Annotated in this window: 12 protein-coding genes; 5 read left to right on the top strand and 7 right to left on the bottom strand. The window is 73.5% G+C overall.

The annotated features are described in order from the left end of the window. Positions 1-13 precede the first annotated feature (13 nt). Complete coding sequence (locus ACFY36_RS09280) at positions 14-805, top strand: SAM-dependent methyltransferase (protein ID WP_499745419.1); 792 nt, start codon at positions 14-16, stop codon at positions 803-805. Here the strand turns inward: ACFY36_RS09280 and tcuA are convergent. Continuing rightward, positions 802-2235, bottom strand: coding sequence for an FAD-dependent tricarballylate dehydrogenase TcuA (gene tcuA, locus ACFY36_RS09275; RefSeq protein WP_499745418.1), 1434 nt, complete (start codon positions 2233-2235; stop codon positions 802-804). The two genes, ACFY36_RS09280 and tcuA, sit on opposite strands and share 4 nt — an antisense overlap. A 65-nt stretch (positions 2236-2300) precedes the next feature. Between tcuA and ACFY36_RS09270 the strand changes: the two genes are divergently transcribed. From ACFY36_RS09270 to ACFY36_RS09260, 3 genes are all read left to right on the top strand, one after another. Then, positions 2301-3275 (top strand): Bug family tripartite tricarboxylate transporter substrate binding protein, encoded by a 975-nt coding sequence (locus ACFY36_RS09270; RefSeq protein ID WP_499745417.1) that lies wholly within the window; start codon positions 2301-2303, stop codon positions 3273-3275. A gap of 65 nt (positions 3276-3340) precedes the next feature. Beyond that, entirely contained in the window at positions 3341-3799 is a 459-nt protein-coding gene (locus ACFY36_RS09265) for a tripartite tricarboxylate transporter TctB family protein (RefSeq protein WP_499745416.1), read from the top strand. A 1-nt stretch (position 3800) separates the two neighbouring features. Further along, positions 3801-5273: a tripartite tricarboxylate transporter permease gene (locus tag ACFY36_RS09260; RefSeq protein ID WP_499745415.1), complete on the top strand. Its 1473-nt coding sequence runs from the start codon at positions 3801-3803 to the stop codon at positions 5271-5273. A gap of 12 nt (positions 5274-5285) precedes the next feature. On the opposite strand, the gene ACFY36_RS09255 is transcribed toward ACFY36_RS09260, so the two are convergent. After that, positions 5286-6803 carry a 2-isopropylmalate synthase gene (locus ACFY36_RS09255; protein WP_499745414.1) on the bottom strand — a complete coding sequence of 506 codons (1518 nt, stop codon included), beginning with the start codon at positions 6801-6803 and terminating at the stop codon, positions 5286-5288. Positions 6804-6960: 157 nt separating this feature from the next. Here ACFY36_RS09255 and ACFY36_RS09250 point away from each other — a divergent pair, with 157 nt between their 5' ends. Beyond that, positions 6961-7644: a FadR/GntR family transcriptional regulator gene (locus tag ACFY36_RS09250; RefSeq protein WP_499745413.1), complete on the top strand. Its 684-nt coding sequence runs from the start codon at positions 6961-6963 to the stop codon at positions 7642-7644. Between the two features lie 15 nt (positions 7645-7659). On the opposite strand, the gene ACFY36_RS09245 is transcribed toward ACFY36_RS09250, so the two are convergent. The 5 genes from ACFY36_RS09245 to ACFY36_RS09225 are packed head-to-tail and all read right to left on the bottom strand — an operon-like array spanning position 7660 to position 17933. Next, on the bottom strand, positions 7660-9804 hold the full coding sequence (locus tag ACFY36_RS09245; protein WP_499745412.1) for a YehQ family protein: 2145 nt from the start codon (positions 9802-9804) through the stop codon (positions 7660-7662). Positions 9805-9823: 19 nt separating this feature from the next. Continuing rightward, positions 9824-10933 (bottom strand): VWA domain-containing protein, encoded by a 1110-nt coding sequence (locus tag ACFY36_RS09240; RefSeq protein WP_499745411.1) that lies wholly within the window; start codon positions 10931-10933, stop codon positions 9824-9826. After that, positions 10930-13482 carry a DUF5682 family protein gene (locus ACFY36_RS09235; RefSeq protein WP_499745410.1) on the bottom strand — a complete coding sequence of 851 codons (2553 nt, stop codon included), beginning with the start codon at positions 13480-13482 and terminating at the stop codon, positions 10930-10932. Before ACFY36_RS09235 ends, ACFY36_RS09240 begins: the two co-directional genes overlap by 4 nt. Before the next feature lie 3 nt (positions 13483-13485). After that, positions 13486-14601, bottom strand: coding sequence for an ATP-binding protein (locus ACFY36_RS09230; RefSeq protein ID WP_499745409.1), 1116 nt, complete (start codon positions 14599-14601; stop codon positions 13486-13488). Further along, positions 14598-17933, bottom strand: coding sequence for a DUF4132 domain-containing protein (locus ACFY36_RS09225; protein WP_499745408.1), 3336 nt, complete (start codon positions 17931-17933; stop codon positions 14598-14600). Before ACFY36_RS09225 ends, ACFY36_RS09230 begins: the two co-directional genes overlap by 4 nt. Positions 17934-17987: the final 54 nt, after the last annotated feature.

The following is a 17987-nucleotide window of genomic DNA, read 5'->3' as shown; positions in this document are numbered from 1 at the left end:
ATATCCTGACCCGGTGACGGACGCCTTCGACACCGGCCGACCCCATCCCGCGCGGGTGTACGACTTCCTGCTCGGCGGCAAGGACAACTTCGCCGCCGACCGGGCCGCCGCCGAGCAGGGCCTGAAAGCCAACCCGAACGCGGCCACGGCCCCGAGGCAGAACAGGGCGTTCCTCCAGCGCACGGTGCGCCATCTGGCCGCCGAGGCCGGCGTACGCCAGTTCCTCGACATCGGCACCGGCCTGCCCACGAAACCGAACGTGCACGAGGTGGCCCAGGAGATCGACCCGGCCGCCCGCGTCGTCTACGCCGACAACGACCCGATAGTCCTCAGCCACGCCCGGGCCCTTCTGACGAGCAACCCCTCCGGCCGTACGGCCTATCTCGGCGCCCGTCTGCAGGAAGCGGACAAGATCCTCGACACCCCCGAGGTCCGCGACACCCTCGACCTGACCGAGCCGGTGGCGCTGCTGCTCTTCGCGATCCTCCACTTCATCGAGGACGACGAGAAGCCGTACGACATCGTGGAAAGCCTGATGTCCCGCCTCCCGAGCGGCAGCTATCTGGTGCTCTCCCACATCACCGCCGATCACGACCCGGAGTCGTGGGCCCGCTTCACCGCCATCATGCGCGACCAGGGCATACCCACCCGCCTGCGGTCGCAGGCCGAGGTGACCCGCTTCTTCACCGGCCTCGACCTGCTCGACCCGGGAGTGGTACCGATCCTGAAGTGGCGCCCGGCCGGCCCGGCCGAGCTGACCGACGCCCAGGTCGCCCTGTACGGCGGTGCCGGGCGCAAACCCTAGGCGAGGCTCCCGGCGCGGCGGCCGAAGACGGTGCCGGCGGTCAGGCCGCTGCCGCCCGGATAGTTGCCGCTGAACAGACCCCCGAGCATCTCTCCGCAGACGTACAGGCCCGGCATGGCGGAACCGTCCTCCCGCAGGACGCGGCCGTGCTCGTCGGCGCGCAGACCGCCGAAGGTGAACGTGATCCCGCACGTCACCGGGAAGGCGTAGAACGGCGGCGTGCGCAGCGGAAGCGCCCAGTTGCTCTTGGGCGGGGAGACGCGTGACGCCCGCCCGTCCTTGACCGAGGGATCGAAGTGGACGCTCTCGTCGATCCCGGCGTTGAACTCCTCGACGGTCGACGGCAGGCCCTCCGCCCCGAGCCGTGCGGCCAGCTCGGTGATGCTGTCGGCGATCACGACGCTGGCGCCGGGGGCGTCGTACTCCTCGGTGCGCAGCATGGGCCGGATGGCGTCGTCGAAGACCTGATAGGCGACGCCGCCGGGCTGGCGCAGGATCTCCCCGCCGTAGCGCGCGTACGTGTAGTTGCGGAAGTCGGCGCCCTCGTCGAGGAACCGCCGCCCCTGGGCGTTGACGACGATCCCGAGCGGATAGCTCTGCCGGGTCAGGCGGTTGGTCAGGTCACGATCGCCGGTGGCCGCCGCCCCCGCGTCCCAGGCCACCGAGTGGCAGGAGCCCCAGTCGCCGCCCCGCGCCGCGCCGGCGTCCAGGGCCGCCCGCAGCATGTCGCCGGTGTTCAGCGGCGTGCCGCGCACGAGGGCCCGCTCCCAGCCCGGTCCCAGATGCTCGCGCCGCCACACCGGATCGGCCTCGAAGCCGCCCGCGGCCAGGATCACCGACTCGGCCCGCTCCTCGCCGCCCTCCCAGCGCACCCCGGCGACCCGCCCCTCGGCCACGATCAACGAGGTGCAGCGGACGCCGTAGCGGACCTCGACCCCGTTCGCGGACGCGGCGCGGGTGTGCTGCGCCATCAGCCCCTTGCCGCCGTCGGTACTGCCCACGGCCAGCCCGCCCCAGAACACGTGGCGGCCTTCACCGTCCTGGTACGACTGCCGTTCGTACATCAGGCGGAAGCGCAGCCCCCAGCCGTGCAGCCAGCGCAGGGCGGCGCCGCTCTCCTCGGTCAGAACGGCCGAGAGCACCGGATCGGTGCGGCCGGCGGTCACCTTGCGCAGATCGTCGAGGAAGTCCCGCGGGGTGTACGCCGCCAGCACCGTCGACGCGTGCCGCGGATCCGGATCGAGCACCGGCGCCAGATCGGCCAGGCCGTCGTGGGCGACCCGGAAGGCGCCCGCCGTGTAGAAGCTGTTCCCGCCCGACTCCTCGGGCCGGCCCCGCTCCAGCAGCACCACCTCACGGCCCCGGGCGGCCGCGGCGTGGGCCGCGCTGAAACCGGCGTTGCCGCCTCCGACCACCACGACGTGCGCCACGCTGCCTCCTGCATCAAACTGGGGACATCGATGTAACGGTACGTCACGGAAGCGTGGTGAGACCGATGCGACGGTGGGCCCCCTACCTGGCCGCCGCCCTGGCGACCGTCCTGCTGGTGGTCAGCGCGGCCTGGGCGGACGACGACGAGGGCTTCCTCGACGGGCGGCAGCTGCGGCTGATGGCGCCGGCCGCGCCCGGCGGCGGCTGGGACCAGACCGCGCGCGAGATGCAGGCGGCGCTGCGCGATCTGGCCGGGCGCACCGAGGTCTACAACGTGACCGGCGCCGGCGGGACGATCGGGCTGAGCCAGTTCGTACGGCACGACGGCGAGCCGACCCAGCTGATGGTGATGGGCCTGATCATGCTGGGCGCGATCGAGAGCAACGACGCGCCGATCGGGCTCGACCGGACGACGCCGCTGATCCGGCTCGTCACCGACTACGAGGTGATCGTGGTGCCGTCGTCGTCGCCGGTGCGGAGCATGCCCGACCTGGTGGCCCGGATGAAGCAGGACCTGGGCGCGGTGTCCTTCGCGGGCGGATCGGCCGGCGGGGTCGAGCAGATCCTGGCCGGGCTGGTGGCGGACGCGATCGGCGCCGACCCGGGCCGGGTCAACTACGTGGCGCACTCCGGGGGAGGGGAGGCGCTGGCGACGCTGCTGTCGGGGCGGGCCACGGCCGGGGTCTCCGGCATCTCCGAGCTCGAGGCGCAGATCGAGGCCGGGACGGTACGGCCGGTCGCCGTGTCCAGCGCCGAACGGCTGCCGGCTCTGCCGGACGTGCCGACGCTGAAGGAGCAGGGCGTCGACGTCGAACTGGCGAACTGGCGCGGGGTGGTGGCGCCGCCGGGGATCAGCGCCTCGGACGAGCGGGACCTGGAGGACCTTCTGCTCCGGATGACTCAGAGCGCCGAGTGGAAGGAGACGCTCGGGCGGCGGGGCTGGGGTGAGGCAACGCTCGCCGGGCCGGAGTTCGAGCAGTTCATCGACCAGGAGCGGCGGACGGTGACGGACGTCCTGAAGAAGATGGGGCTGGCATGACCGACTGCACCGAAGCGAGCGGAGCGGGCGTAGGGCCAGGAGGGCATGCCGAAGGCGAGCCCAGCATGACCGAGGAACAGTCTCAACTCCGCGCTTCGGGGCTTCTCGGCGTCGTGATGGCCGTCCTCGGGGTGGTGGTGCTGATCGACGCGGCCCGGCTGCGGGGCGCCGACGATCCGATCGGGCCGGCGGCCGTGCCGGTGGTGATCGGTGTGCTGCTCGCGCTTCTCGGCGCGGCCCTGGTGTTCTCGGCGCGCTCGACGTGGCGTACACCCTGGGGAAGCCCACGGCGCCTCTGGCGCCTGACGGCCATGGTGGTCACTCTGATCGCGTTCGCTCTTCTGCTGCCGTTCCTGGGGTTCGTGGTCTGCTCGGCCGGCCTGTTCACGGCGGCGGCGCTGCTCCTCGGCGCTCCGCGGCCGGCCCGCGTCGTGGCGTACGGATGGACGCTCGCGGCGGTGGTCTTCCTCGTCTTCGACCGGCTGATCGGGCTGTCGCTGCCGGCCGGGCCGTGGGGGTTCTGAGATGGGCGACCTGCTCACCGGCTTCGCCGACGCGCTGACACCCGGCAATCTGCTGTGGGCGCTGGTCGGCGTCACGATCGGCACCGCGGTCGGCGTGCTGCCGGGCATCGGGCCCGCGCTGACCGTGGCCCTGCTGCTGCCCGTCACGTTCCGGCTCGACCCGGCGGCGGCGCTGATCATGTTCGCCGGCATCTACTACGGCGGCATGTACGGCGGGTCGACCACCTCGATCCTGCTGAACACCCCCGGTGAGAGCTCGTCGGTGGCCACCGCCCTGGAGGGCAACAAGATGGCCCGGGCCGGGCGGGCCGCCGCCGCCCTGGCCACGGCCGCCATCGGCAGCTTCGTCGCGGGAACGATCGGGACGGTTCTGCTCTCCGTCGCCGCCCCCGTCGTGGCCGACATCGCGATCGGCTTCGGCCCACCCGAGTACGTGGCGCTGATGGCCGTCGCCTTCGTGACGGTGAGCGCCCTGCTCGGCCCGTCCCTGCTCAAGGGCGCCGCCAGTCTGGTCATCGGGGCCGGCATCGGCCTGGTCGGCATCGACACCCTGACCGGCCAGCCGCGCCTCGCCTTCGGCGTGCCGTCCCTGCTGGACGGCGTCGACGTGGTGATCGTGGTGGTCGCCCTGTTCGCGCTCGGCGAGACCTTCTGGCACCTCGTCGCCGGCACCGGGTCGGCGCGGGTCGAACCGGTGCGCCGCGCCGCCGTCCTGTCCCGCGCCGACTTCCGCCGTTCATGGCCCGCGTGGCTGCGCGGCACCGCCCTGGGCTTCCCCATCGGGAGCCTTCCGGCCGGCGGCGCCGAGGTGCCCACCTTCCTCAGCTACAGCCTGGAGAAACGCCTGTCCAAGCACCGCGCCGAGTTCGGGCACGGCGCCATCGAGGGCGTCGCCGGGCCGGAGGCCGCCAACAACGCGGCGGCCGCCGGCGTCCTCGTCCCGCTGCTGACCATCGGCCTGCCCACCTCGGCCACCGCCGCCGTCATCCTGACCGCGTTCCAGTCGTACGGCCTCCAGCCCGGCCCGCAACTGTTCACCGAGTCCGGCGATCTGGTCTGGGCCCTGATCGCCAGCCTCTACATCGGCAACGTGCTGCTGCTGGTGCTGAACCTCCCGCTGGTCCGCGCCTGGGCCCGGCTGCTCACGATCCCCGCCTACGGCATCTACGCGGGGGTGCTGGTCTTCGCCTGCCTCGGCACCTTCGCCACCGGCGGCACGGTGGCCGACCTGCTCGTCCTGACCGTCCTGGGCCTGCTCGGCCTGCTGATGCGCGAGGCCGGCGTGCCCGTGGCCCCGGCCATCGTCGGCCTGATCCTGGCCCCGCTGGCCGAACAGCAGCTGCGCCGCGCCCTGGCCCTCTCCGACGGCGACTGGTCCACCCTGGTCTCCAGTCCACTGACGATCGTCCTGTGGGCGTTCGTCCTGCTCGCGTTGGCGCTGCCGCCGTTCCTGGCCTGGCGTCGCCGCGAGTGAGCGTGGCGGCTTTTATGAGCGTCGATTCAGGGACGCCCGGTTGACGGCGGCCCGGAGCGCGTGCTCCTCGTCCGGCCCGGCGCCCCAGGCCGTGCGCCCGTCGACGGCGCATTGGACGTACACCCAGGAAGTGTCTTTGTGAATGGTCAGCACCTCGCCGGGTTGGAGTGAGGGTGTGGCGGCGGGCTCCACGTAGGTGTCCTGGAAGAGCTGCCACAGCTCGGCCGGGCGCAGCTCGCGGCCGGTCTCGTCGGTGACGGCCTGGACCGTGCGGGAGAAGTCGGGGCGCATGGCCGGCGGCAGGTCCAGGCCGTGGTGGGTCTGGAGAATGTGGGCTATGCCGCCCTTACCGGATTGTGAATTGATCCGGATGACCTCTTCGTAATCGCGCCCGAGGTCGCCCGGGTCGACCGGCAGGTACGGGACCGACCACGGCGCCTGGTTCTCCGGCCGGCCCAGTTCGGCCGCGTCCTTGGCGTGGCGGGCCAGGCCTTTGGCGATCGCGTCCTGATGGGTGCCGGAGAACGCGGTGTGGGTGAGGCTTCCGGCGTACGGGTGGCGCGGGTGCAGCGGCAGGCGGGTGCAGTGTTCGACGGTACGGACGACGGCGTCGATGTCCGAGAAGTCGATCATCGGGTCGACGCCCTGCGCGTACAGGTTGAGGGCCAGCGTGGCCAGGTCGACGTTGCCGGTGCGCTCGCCGTTGCCGAAGACGCAGCCCTCGACGCGCTGGGCGCCGGCCAGCACCGCCAGCTCGGCGCAGGCGATGCCGGTGCCGCGGTCGTTGTGCGGGTGCACGGACAGGATGACCGCGTCGCGGCGAGCGAGGTTCTTGTGCATGTATTCGATCTGATCGGCGTACACGTTGGGGGTGGCGACCTCGACCGTCGCCGGCAGGTTGAGCACGACGGGGTGGTCCGGGCTCGCCGCCCACAGGGCGGTGAGCGCGTCGCAGATCTCCAGGATGAAGTCGGGCTCGGTCAGGTTGAAGACCTCGGGCGAGAACTGGAAGCGGCGCCCGGGCGCGCGCCGGGCCAGATGGGCGGCGGCTTGAAGGATCAAGGACTTGACGTCGTTTCTCGTACGCCCGAGCACGACGTCCCGCCAGACCGGCGCGGTCGCGGTGTACAGGTGGATCATCGCCCGGTCGATGCCGTCGACCGAGGCCACGGTGCGGTCGATGAGTTCCTCGCGGGCCGGCGTGAAGACGACGACCGTGACGTCGTCGGGGACGCCGGTCGCGGCCAGGTGACGGACGAAATCGAAGTCGGTCTGACTGGCCGAGGGGTAACCGATCTCGATCTCCTTGTAGCCCATCGCCACGAGCTGGTCGAAGAAGCGGCGCTTGCGGCCGGTGTCCATCGGCTCGGCCAGGGCCTGGTTGCCGTCGCGCAGATCGACCGGCACCCAGAGCGGGGCCTCGGTGATGCGGTTGGTCGGCCAGTCGCGCTCAGTCAGGGGCAGTTCGACACGGTCGTGAACAGGGCGGTAACGGTGGAAGGGCATGCCGCTGGGTCGTTGCGGATTCATTCTCGTCTCCAGGTCGGTCGGTTCTGATCGACCGGCGCGCGGACCACCCGCTGCGGGGTGCCGGCCGTGTCAGGCCCCGCAGCGGCGACCAAGGAGAAGAAGCGCCATGCGCCCACGATAGAACTTGTCAGGTTGTATGACAAGTTAGTCTGGTGCGATGGATCCGGTCAGCCCGTCACCGCTCGTCGCCCAGGTCGCCGAGCGGGTCCGCGGCCGGATCAGCTCCGGCGAGTGGGGCGTCGGCACGAAGCTGCCGGGCGAACACAAACTGGCGCCCCTGCTCGGCGTCAGCCGTCCCACGCTGCGCGAGGCCATGCGCATCCTGGCCGGCGCCGGCCTGGTCGAGTCCCGTCAGGGCGCCGGCGTCTTCGTGGTCGCGGCCGAGCCCCGCGTCAACTGGGCGGTCCAGCTGCGCCGGGCCGCGCTGACCGACGTGTACGAGGTCCGCGTGGCCCTCGAGGTGGAGGCGGCCCGCCTGGCCGCGGCCCGCCGCACCGGCGACGACATGACCGCCATCACCGCCGCCATGTCCCGCCGGGTGGAGGCGGCCGGCGAGGACGACGCCGCGTTCGTCGACGCCGACATCGCCCTGCACGCCGCGATCGTCGCCGCCGCGCACAACCCGATCCTGCTCAACCTGTTCACCGAGTTCCTGCCGGTGCTGCGGGAGGGACTGATCGACCTCGTACGCCTGCTCGGCCTGCGCGCCCGGCGCCCGAACCCGGGCGAGGACACCCACGCCCAGCTGGTGGCCGCGGTCGGCGCCCAGGATCCCGAGGCAGCCGAGCGGACACTGCGCCAGGAGCTGCGAAACACCTTGGCCCTGCTGCGGCGCGACTGAACCGCCGCCGGCCGGTCACGGCAGCAGTTCCGCGCAGAGCCCCAACCTCAGGTAGGCGTCGGCCCACGCCTCGACCGCGTCGTCCCCCGGATCGGGTCCGAGCCGGGCGGCCAGCGCGCTGATCGCCGCGCCGGCCTGGCGCAGCCCCACGGTCTCGAGCCGCTTGGCGGCGTCGCGCAGCCGCCCGGTCATCGGCGACGGCAGGTGCAGCAGCCCGCGGTGCGCCACCTCGGCCAGCAGCCCCACGGCGTCCATCACGGCCAGCCCCAGCGGATCGCCGCCCTCGCCCGGCCGGTCCCGCGGATCGTTCCCGCCGCCGGCCGCCGCGAGGTCGGGCACGACGACGCCGTCGTCCGAGGCGAAACCGATCGGGTCGATCACGACGGTGCCGCCGCCGCGCCGCACGCTGCCGGCCACGAACCGGGCCCCGCCCTCCAGGGCCGCCACCACCGCGTCCAGCCGCCCCGGCGCGCACGCCGCGTGGACCGCGCTGACCCGCGCCGTCACCCCGGCTCCGTCCGCGATCTCGGCGTCGACGCGTTGCGCCCCCGGCGCGTACGTCACGGACCGCACCTCCGCGATCGGCACCACCCGCACCAGCTCGGCCTCCACCCGCGCCCGGACCGGCCGCGGCGGCAGGGCGTCGAGCTCCCCGGCCAGCGCCGCCAGATCCGGCACGAGCAGGGTCCGCGGCAGATGCCGCCACGTGTCCCGGGTGGTCATCGCCTCGGTGCGGCTCAGCCTCCGCGTACCCAGCCGCACGGCCCGGCTGGCACTCCGCGACGCCGACTCGGTGATCACCGCCCCACCGGCCAGCGCCCCCACGGTCACCCCGGCCACCCGCCGCCGCCCGAGCGCCGGCCCGCTCTCGTCGGTCGCGTACTGCCGCCGCAACACGAGCACCGCCGAACTGTCCGCATGGGCCAGAAACACTTCGACCGTACGTTCGTCCCCCACCGCCGACACCCGCGCACCGAGCCCGTCCAGCCGGGCTCGCCGCAACGGCGTCTCCGACGCCTCGTCGGTCCCCAGCACCCGCGACACCGGCGCCATCCCGCCACGGGTCACACTGCGATGCCGCGCCACCAGCTCGGCCACATGATCAGCCAGCGCTTCCGGCCGATAACGAGCACTGCGTTCCCGGTACGCCTCCAGCTGCCCCACCAGGTCGTCGACAGCACCCAGGGGCCACCGCATCCGAGCCGCCTCGAGCCCGGCCCGCACGGCCGCGATCTCCCCGCCCATCCCCGCCCCGAGATGAACGGCCCCTTCCCGCACCACGACCCCGGCCAGCTGAACGGCGCGCCCCAGCGCTTCGAACCCGGTGGTCCCGGCCGGCGCCCCACCCACCTGCACCTGAACATCGGCGTCTTCCCCACCGAGCGCGTCGGCCGCCCGAAACGCCCACACGGCGAGCGCGAGAACATCATCCCGGCTCCCCGCCGCGGCGTCGCTCCGCGCGAACCCGAGGTCATGCGGCACGAGAAACCGCACGGTGGCGGTAGGCAACTCCACAGTAGGAACCGGATCCCCCACCCGCCCCCGATGCACCCGAGCCACGAACCCGCCCCGGAACACCCGCCGGGCCGCCACCATCATCCGGGCCCCGACCCGAGCGTCCAGCTGCTCATCCGTGAACTCGCCCGGAGACCACAGCTCCGCCGGCCCGACCTCCGCCGCGTCGTTGCCTTTTCCAGCCACGTTCCCGCCGTCCCCGGGTATCCGTGCGCCGCCCCCGGGTATCCGTGCGCCGCCCCCGGATTCCGTTGCGCCGCGGCCGTCTGCGAGCGCGCCCGCGCCTCTCCCAGCAGCGTCGGTCGTAGCGGTCGTAGCGGTCGCAGCGGTCGCCGCCGGCTCGCCGGACGTGGCAGCCGTGCTGTCGGCCGGCGCTCCGTCCGACCAGGTCTGATAGGCCAACACGAGGCCGACGACGTGCCGGCACACTCCCGTGGCGCCGCAACCGCACGTGCCCGCGTCGAGACCTCCCGGCGGCAGGCCGGTGCTCGTCCCGTCCGGGAAGACCGCGTGCACCGTCCCGTCCGTGTCCTCCGACAGCTTCGGCGTCTCGCGTTCCAGCTCCCGCGCCGCCCGCTTGACCAGCCCCCGATTGGTCAGCTCGGCCAGCGTGGCCGGCGTGAGCGCCCGCAGATCCGCCCTCATCGGGCGCTCCTTCCGGGCCTCATCGCGCCACCTGCTCGGCGATGAACTGGGCCAGCTGCCCCGGAGTCATCGCACCGACCGGGGCGCCCACATTGGCCAGCTTCTGGGCGGTCTCACGGTCGTACGCCGGATTGGCCTGGCCGTCCAAGGCGGCCAGGCCGAGCACCTTGGTGCCCTGCTCGACCAGGTCGCGGACCGCCCGGACCAGCAGCTGCTCGGAGCCGCCCTCGTAGAAGTCGCTGATCAGCGCCACGATCGCCCGCCGGGGCTGCTCGATGAGGCCGGCGCCGTACAGGACCGCCCTCGCGATGTCCGTGCCCCCGCCGAGCTGGACCTTCATGAGCAGCTCGACCGGATCGTCCACATCGCTGGTCAGATCGACCACCTCCGTGTCGAAGGCGACCAGGTGCGTGCGCACCCCCGGCAGGCCCCACAGGCACGCCGCGGTCACCGCCGAGTGGATGACAGAATCGGTCATCGAGCCCGACTGGTCGACGAGCAGGATCACCTGCCACTGGTCGACCTGCTTACGCGTACGGGAGAAGAAGTGCGGCGTCTCGATGTAGAGCCGCCGCTCGTCGGGCCGGTAGTGCCCCAGGTTGGCCCGCAGCGTCCGCGTGACGTCGAAGTCGCGGGCCTGCCGCCAGCGGCTCGGCCGGCGCGCCCGGGTCCCGGTAAAGGCCGCCCGCACCTCCGTCGCCATCTTCGCCATGAGGTCGCGGACGACGGCCTCGACGATCCACCGGGCCAGCCGCAACACCTCGGGGTTCATCAAATGCTTGGTTTGGAGTACGGCTCGGAGCAGCCCCGGGTTCGGCTCGATGGTCCGCAGCACCTCGGGGTCGGTGACCACATCCGTGATCTCGTAGATCTCCACCGCGTCCCGTTGCAGCCGCTCGACCGTCTCCTTCGGGAAGAGCCGCGTGATGTCGTCCAGCCAGTCCACGGTGTTCAGCGTCGAAGCCCCGTCCCCGCCGCTGCGCACGTCGCGCTTGGCGTGCTCCTCGTCGCGCCCGTAGAGCCACCGCAACGCGGCGTCCCGCCGCATCGCCTCGGGACCCAGATCGCCCATGGCGCCGGCCGGCTCACCCAGCACGAGCCGCCAGCGTTCGAGATCAGAATCGGTCACAGCGTGTCTCCGTTCGAACCGGTCGCGGCGGGCGTGACGGCGGCGGCGGGTGTGACGGCGGCGGCGGGTGTGACGGTCGCGGCGGGTGTGACGGCGGCGGCGGGCGTGACGGTCGCGGCGGGTGTGACGGCGGCGGCGGGCGTGACCGCCGGGACGGCCGCGGTGTCGGCGGGAGCCGGGTCGCCGCCGATCAGCCCCTCGCGCCGCAGGACGGTGTCGGCGCGGCTGTCCAGGAGCATTCCGGCCGCGACCACGGCCGGGTCGGGCCCGGCCGCGCGGAGCAGGGCGCGCCCGGTGCCGGACAGGCCGCGCCGGGCCAGGACCTGACCGGCGATGGTCTCGCGTTCGCGCGGCGGGAAGTATTCGAAGGCCTGCCGCAGCGCCGGCAGCGAGACGAGGAAGTCGTCCGGTGACATGCCGGAGAGCAGCTCGTCGAGCAGCCCGATCACGTCGGGGGAGTGCAGCACCTCCTCGCGGGCCACCGCGAACAGCCCGGCCAGCCAGTCGCCGGCCGAGCGGGGCACGAAGGCGCCGCGCACCCCGCGCAGCGGCTCGACCGTGGATGGATCGTCGTGCAGCGCCCAGCGGAACCCGAACGCGGCGCCGCGCAGATCGGGTGGCGCCTCCCGGTCGGTGGAAACGCGGGTGGCGACCTCGATCGCGGCCTCCCGGTCGAGCCCGAGCGCCCGGCCCGCGTGCCGCAGCCCGTCACGGCAGGCGGCCAGCGCGCCGATGCGCCCCGGGTCGGCCGGCGCCTCGCCGCCGCGGACACCCTCGGCCAGCCACAGCACACGCCGGACGGCGGCCGCGATGACGATGGCGAGGGTGGCGCTGCGGGCGGTGCCGAACAGCCCGTCGTGCCGCCACATGGTCAGCACCACGGCCAGCATGCGGCCGAGCGGCCCGAGGTCGGGCGCGGCGCCGACCGCCGCCTCGATGTCGGCCAGGGTGCGGTCGGAGACGTCGGCCGTCCCGGACAGGGCGGCGTCGAACAGGACGAGGGCGAGCGCGTCCACGTCCCGCCCGGCCCCGGCCGCCCGCTCGGCGAGCACGGCCGCGCAGGCGTCGGCGAGCGTCGCCCCGTACGCCCCGGCCTCGATCACCGCGGTCAGCCGTTCCGGCCCCGGCCGCAGCGTCCAGCGTTCGCGCAGCACCGGGTCGAGCCCCGTGGCCGGCCCGCTCTCCCGCTGGAACCCCGGCACACCGAGCAACCGCACCCGGTGCAACAGCCGGCTGCGTTCCCGGTCGCCTTCGACCGTGAGATCGAGCTCCAGCTGGGCTGCCCCGTTCAGCCCGGCGCGTTCCAGCTCGGCGTCCAGGTCGTGCACGAGCGGCGGCGCCGGCGTCTCCGGATGAAGCCGTCCGACCCGGGTGCCGCTGAGCGCGGCCACCATCTCGACCACGACCGGATGGCTGCCGGCTTCGAGGGTCCCGCGCCGAGCCCACGGCAGCGGCACGTCCAGGGCCTCTTTGACCAGAGCCGACGCGAGCCCGTCGAGCACGTCGGTGCGCCCGGGCCGGTGATGCCCGCGTACGGTCGCCAGCCCCTCGGCCGTGGCCCGCGCCGCGATGAGATCGGCCGTGGACACGGGCTGCCGCTTCTTCCGGAGCCGCTCGGCCACCGCCTCGACGAGATGCCGGGCCGCCCCGTCCACCCCCGACTCCCACAACTCCTGGTAGTACCCGGGCGACGGCATCCCCGACTGATAGCCGTCAAAGGAGTCGAGGCGCCGAAACGAGTACGGCACAAGAAAGCTCCCACCCATGGCCCCATCCGGCATTTCGGGAATGTCCGGCCAGGGGTGAGTGGTGGCGCCCGCGCCGGCGGCGGGCTGGCCGGGGCTGAGGCGAGGGCTGAGGCGGTCGGCGGCTTGGTCGAGGCCGGTGCCCGGCTGGGCGGCCGTTCCGTGCAGGGCGAGCGCCCGCACCAACGCCGGCCGGTGGAAGCCGCCGGTCACGACCACCACGGGCCGGTCGCCGGCGGCGGATGCGGCGGCCGCTACCCATGAGGCCATGTACGCCTCGCGGGCGGTGTCGGAGTCGCCGGCCGCGGACTCGCCCCGTACGAGGTCGAAGTAAGCCTCCAGTCTCTCCGCGAGGCCCTCCGCCGGCGCGATCTCGACCAGGTGGTCCCACAGCGCGTCCACATTGTCGACCTCGAAAGCGCGGCACAACCGCTCCATCACGTCGGCGTAGCGCAGCTCCGCATCGGCGTAACGGTTGCTACGCCCCTCGAACGCCGGGTGCCACGCCGGCAGGTCGATGAAGCGCAGCGACGCGCCCACCGCGCGCCCGTGGGTCAGCGCCGCCCACTCCGGCGAGTATTCGCAGAACGGGGCCCACGACGCGTGCCGGCGGGTGTCGTCGCGGTAGCTGCTGAACACCGCGACCGGCAGCCGGTGGCCGAGCAGCAGCTCCCCGATCCGGCCGTTGACGTCGGCCGGGCCCTCGACCATGACGTACGCCGGCCGGAGGCGGGTGATGGTGTCGGCCACCAGGCGGGCGCAGGCGGGGCTGTGGTGGCGGACCCCGATGAACGTGACCGGCACGGCTCAGCCCGGCAGCAGGTGGCGGGCCTGGTGGAGAGCCTGCCACTGATTGCCGTCCCGCCAGGTGATCTGCTGGGCCAGGTAGCGGCGCAGCTTGGCGAGGTCGTCCGCGTTGTCCTTGGCCGCCGTGCCGGCCAGGCAGGCCACGATGTCCTCGGCGTTGCCGGCCTCGCCGCGCAGGAACCAGCCGCGCAGCCCGACCGCGTGGGCCACCGACACCGCCTCGGCCGTGCTCATCACCGCCGACAGCTTGTCCATCGAGTCGCCCCGCGCGGTTTCCCCGGTGCGCAGCTCGCGGAACGTCGTCACCAGCACCTCGAGCACGTCACGCCGGGGCTCCGCCGTCACCCCGGAGCGGGCCAGCAGCCGGGCCGCCTCGTCGGCGACCAGGGTCAGCTCGGTGGCGAAGTCGGCGATCGGGAAGACCGTCTCGAAGTTGAAGCGGCGTTTGAGGGCCGAGCTCATGTCGTTGACGCCCCGGTCGCGCGTGTTGGCGGTGGCGATGATGTTGAAGCCGTCGCGGGCGAACACCATCGACTCGGGCCCGGTCAGCTCGGGGATGGCCAGCACCCGGTCGGACAGCGGGGAGAGCAGGCAGTCCTGCACTTCGAGGGGGCACCGGGTGATCTCCTCGAACCGGACCGTGCGCCCCTCGGCCATGCCCCGCAGCAGCGGCGCCGGCACCAGCGAGCGGGTGGACGGCCCCTCGGCGACCAGCAGCGCGTAGTTCCACGAGTAGCGGATCTGGTCTTCCGTGGTGGCCGCCCCGCCCTGGATGGTCAGCGTCGAGTCGCCGCTGACCGCCGCCGCGATCAGCTCGGACAGCAGCGACTTGGCCGTGCCCGGCTCGCCCACCAGCATCAGCCCCCGGCTGGTGGCCAGCGTGATCAGGGCCCGGTCGATCAGCGACGGGTCGCCCACGAACTTGCGGCTCACCTTCAGCGCCGGGTCGCCGACGACGAACCGGCGGGCCGACTGGACGCTCAGCGCCCAGCCGGGCGGCCGGGCCGCGCTGTCGGCCGCCCGCAGCCGGGCCAGCTCGCCGGCGAAGCGCACCTCGGCCGGCGGCCGCTGCACGCTGTCGGCGGGCTCGGTCACCTCGATCTCGGTGAGGCTCACGCGGTCACCTCCGTGAGGTCGCGGATGATCTCGGACGCGACGACCGGATCGAGCTCGCCCAGCGCGATCTGGCCGCGCGGGTCGCTGTGCCAGCGGCTGCCGGTGCCGTTGTGCAGCATCACCATAGTGATCTTCTGGTCGGTGAACTCGCCCACGTAGCCGACCGCGATGCCGGGCTCGATCTCGACGGCCACCTCGACGCCGTCGGCCACGGCCAGTTCGATGCGGCTCTGCATGCCCGCGTCCTGCGGCGCCTCGCGCCGCCAGCCGCGCCGCTCCAGCCCCAGCAGCTTGGTGGTGGGCACGGTGACCGCCTCGAAGCGGGTGAGACGGCTGCCCGCCGCCTCCTCGGCGCTCAGTGCGAACGTCTGCCGGCTCAGCTGCGGGAAGGGTTGCAGAATCTCGTAGTCGGCGAACAGCTCCGACCAGGCGGCCAGGTCGCCGCCCAGGTGCAGCGGGTGGGCCACGCCCACGGTCGCGCCGTCGGGCAGCGTCGTCTCCTCGTCATCCACGGTGGAGAACGTACGGTCCTCGGCCACCCGGATCGCGCCGAGCGGCTCGGCGGAGGCGTCCCACACCGCCCACACGAGCCGCCGCACGATGTGCCACAGCAGCGGATGGTCGACGAACAGCTGCTGGAACTCGCCGGCGCTCCATCGGCGGCCGGTGACCATCGCCCGCTCCAGGCGACGGACCTGGTCGGTGGCCACGGTCCGCACGTCCTTCTTCAAGGCGGAGAATTGCTTGTACGCCTGCGGGGCCAGCTCGGCGTCGTCCCGCGCGCCCGGCTTGGGCAGCGCCTTGAGCCGCTTGCCGGCCCCGTCGGCCACGAACGGCCGCAGCTGCTCGTCGAAGCCGACCGTGAACTCACGGCCGCCGTAGTCGAGCCGCAGGCTGCCCGCCGCGTCGAGCCCGAAGTCGGGCACCAGCCGGTCGGCGAGCTGCTCGGCGCTGAGCCCGAGCGCGGCCGCCACCTCGGCCATCTTCTCGTTCGCGGTGTTCTTCAGGCCCTTGAACTTGGCCCGCTGGGCGATGCCGTGCAGCCGCATGAGGGCCACGTCGCTGCCGATGGCGGCCAGGATGTTCACGCCGGTCACCGCCTTGGCGTGCCCGCCCTCGCCCGGCCAGGTGAGGATCAGCGGGGTCAGCCGCCGGACCGTCTCGTCGTCGCCGATCAGGCCGAGCGCGGTCAGCGCCCAGTTCTCCTTGGCGTTGGCCCCGGCCGACTGCCAGCGCTGGAACAGGCCCCACCCGAACTCGGCCAGGCTCTCCGGCTCGCAGGCGTCACGGACCAGGGCCAGGCCGGCGTACGGATCGTCGAGCCGCGAGATGGCGAGCACGCTCACCAGGCTCGTCACGGCCTCGGCGGGCAGCGCCCCCGAGCCGTCGCGCAGCCGTACCGGCGGCAGCAGCCCGGCCACGGCCCACGACGGCACCGGCGGCATCTTGGCCGGCAGCACGGTCAGCGGGTCGGTGTCGAGCAGCACGCCGATCGCCGCGGCCGCCTCCGGCCCGTACGACGACGCGGCGGCCCGCACGGCGTCGCCGTGACCGTTGAGGTGCAGGGCGAGCAGCGCCTGCTCGGCCTCGCGCCGCGGCGCCCCGGCCTTCTGCAGGGCGGGCGGCACGAGAGCGCGGGCGGCCGCGGCCGGGTGGCGCAGAAGCCACTGCAGCGCGTGCTGCCGGGTGGTCTTGAGCCGGGCCAGCCACCCGGCCATGAGCACGGCGAGCTCGGGCGAGGTGTACGGCGCCAGCAGCGGCGCGTATTCGCCGGGCGCCTGCCGGGCCAGCGAGACGATGACCGGCAGCAGCGCGGTCCCGAACCGGTCGGCGGCGACCCGCATCCACGTGTCGGCGTCGTACGCGTACGTGGGCCGCCAGTGGTGCAGCACCCGGCGGGCGACGTCGGCCGGGCCGTCGGTGAAGAGCCGGACCGGGTCGTTCCACTGCGCCCGGCCCGAGGCCATCCGGTGGGCGAGCTCCTCCCAGCCCTCCTTCGGCCCGTCGTAGTGACGGATCGGGGTGTCCCGCCACGCCTCACGCTCGCCGGGAAGCCACTCGGTCGCGGGCTGGTCGTCGCAGGCGAGGCCGGCGATGACGACCGGCTTGGCCGCCTTGACACGCCGGTTCCACGGCGGGTCGGCCAGGACCGTCGGGACCGCCGACAGGGGCGCCGTCACGAGCGACGCCGCCTCGGCGGTGATGGCCTCGATCCGCGCGACGGCCGGCGCGCTCAGCTCGGGCCTCAGCTCCTCGGCCAGATCGGGGTGGCGGAGCAGATGGGCGCGCAGCAGGTCGTCGTGCCGGCCCGACTCGGCCAGCAGGCGCAGGCCGCGCCGCGGGTAGCGCTCGGCCGCCTCGAGCAGGTAGGGAGTGACGTTCTTCTGCCCGGCGCGCTCGATCAGGCCGCCCATCACGTCGTCGCCGGGGAGCACCGCGATGACGCTGAGCAGGCGGCGCTGGGCCGCGGCGTCGCCGGCCTCCTCGTCGAACCAGCCGAACAGCGCCGGGGCCGCGGCCGCGCCCACCCCGTCGGCCAGGGTGGCCAGCATCGCGATGGAGCCCCAGACCGTCCAGCCGGTGGCCAGGGGAGCGAGCACGTCGAGCTGCGGGCCCTGACTCGCGGCCGTGGTCAGCAGGGCGGCCAGATAGGCGTCCTGGGCGGCGACGGTGTCGGCGATGTCCTGCTCGACCCACGCGGTCTCGGTGGGCACGAGCGCCGAGACGGCGGCCCGGGCGTAGAGATGGCCACGCCGGTGATCGGCCAGGGCGGCGACCGCCTCCCGGTACACCTCGCCGGTGGCGGCCGCGAGCGCCAGGCGTACCCGCAAGAGGGTCTGCATCTGGGCGTCGGCCTGCCAGCTGTGCCGCTTGCCGCCGGCGCGCATGTGCCGCACCCCGTAACGCTGGGCGACGCCGGGCAGGACCGGGCCGTGGCTGTGCATGGTCTCGAGCGTCATGAGCTCGACCGCCGCCTGCGCCGCGAAGACCGGGCCCCGCTCGATCAGCCAGACGTCGGCGAACGCGGCCAGCTTGTCGCCGGCCTGCCAGTTGCCGACCCCGGCGGCCAGGGCCACCGCGGCGGCGCCGGCCGGGGTCACCCCGGGCTTGCCGTGCAGCCAGGCGAGCCCGGGGTCACGCAGATCGCCGGTGGTGGCGGGCGCCTCGAGGATCGGCAGCACCACCTCGGCCCGCCGGGCGAGCTCCTCGTCGACGAACGCGCGCGCCTTTTTGTCGGGCGTGAACGCCGTCGCTCCGGAGCTGCCCCGGCGGGCGAAGCGGTGCCTGAGCCAACCGGCGGGGAAATCGAAGGTGTCCTCGGGAGTCTGCATGCGCCAACCTCTGGTTCCGGCCCATCACGAACTTGGTGCCGGGAAGGCTAGCGG

The sequence above is a fragment of the Actinoplanes sp. NPDC000266 genome (genome assembly GCF_042899005.1).
In the GTDB taxonomy this organism is placed as follows: Bacteria; Actinomycetota; Actinomycetes; order Mycobacteriales; family Micromonosporaceae; genus Actinoplanes.
This window is presented reverse-complemented; position numbering and strand designations above follow the sequence as displayed.

Bases quoted from the DNA above. Each gene is read 5' to 3' on its own strand.
- ACFY36_RS09270 (WP_499745417.1), top strand. From the start codon at position 2,301: ATGCGACGGTGGGCCCCCTACCTGGCCGCCGCCCTGGCGACCGTCCTG.
- ACFY36_RS09265 (WP_499745416.1), top strand. From the start codon at position 3,341: ATGACCGAGGAACAGTCTCAACTCCGCGCTTCGGGGCTTCTCGGCGTC.
- ACFY36_RS09260 (WP_499745415.1), top strand. From the start codon at position 3,801: ATGGGCGACCTGCTCACCGGCTTCGCCGACGCGCTGACACCCGGCAAT.
- ACFY36_RS09255 (WP_499745414.1), bottom strand. From the start codon at position 6,803: ATGAATCCGCAACGACCCAGCGGCATGCCCTTCCACCGTTACCGCCCT.
- ACFY36_RS09250 (WP_499745413.1), top strand. From the start codon at position 6,961: ATGGATCCGGTCAGCCCGTCACCGCTCGTCGCCCAGGTCGCCGAGCGG.
- ACFY36_RS09245 (WP_499745412.1), bottom strand. From the start codon at position 9,804: ATGAGGGCGGATCTGCGGGCGCTCACGCCGGCCACGCTGGCCGAGCTG.
- ACFY36_RS09225 (WP_499745408.1), bottom strand. From the start codon at position 17,933: ATGCAGACTCCCGAGGACACCTTCGATTTCCCCGCCGGTTGGCTCAGG.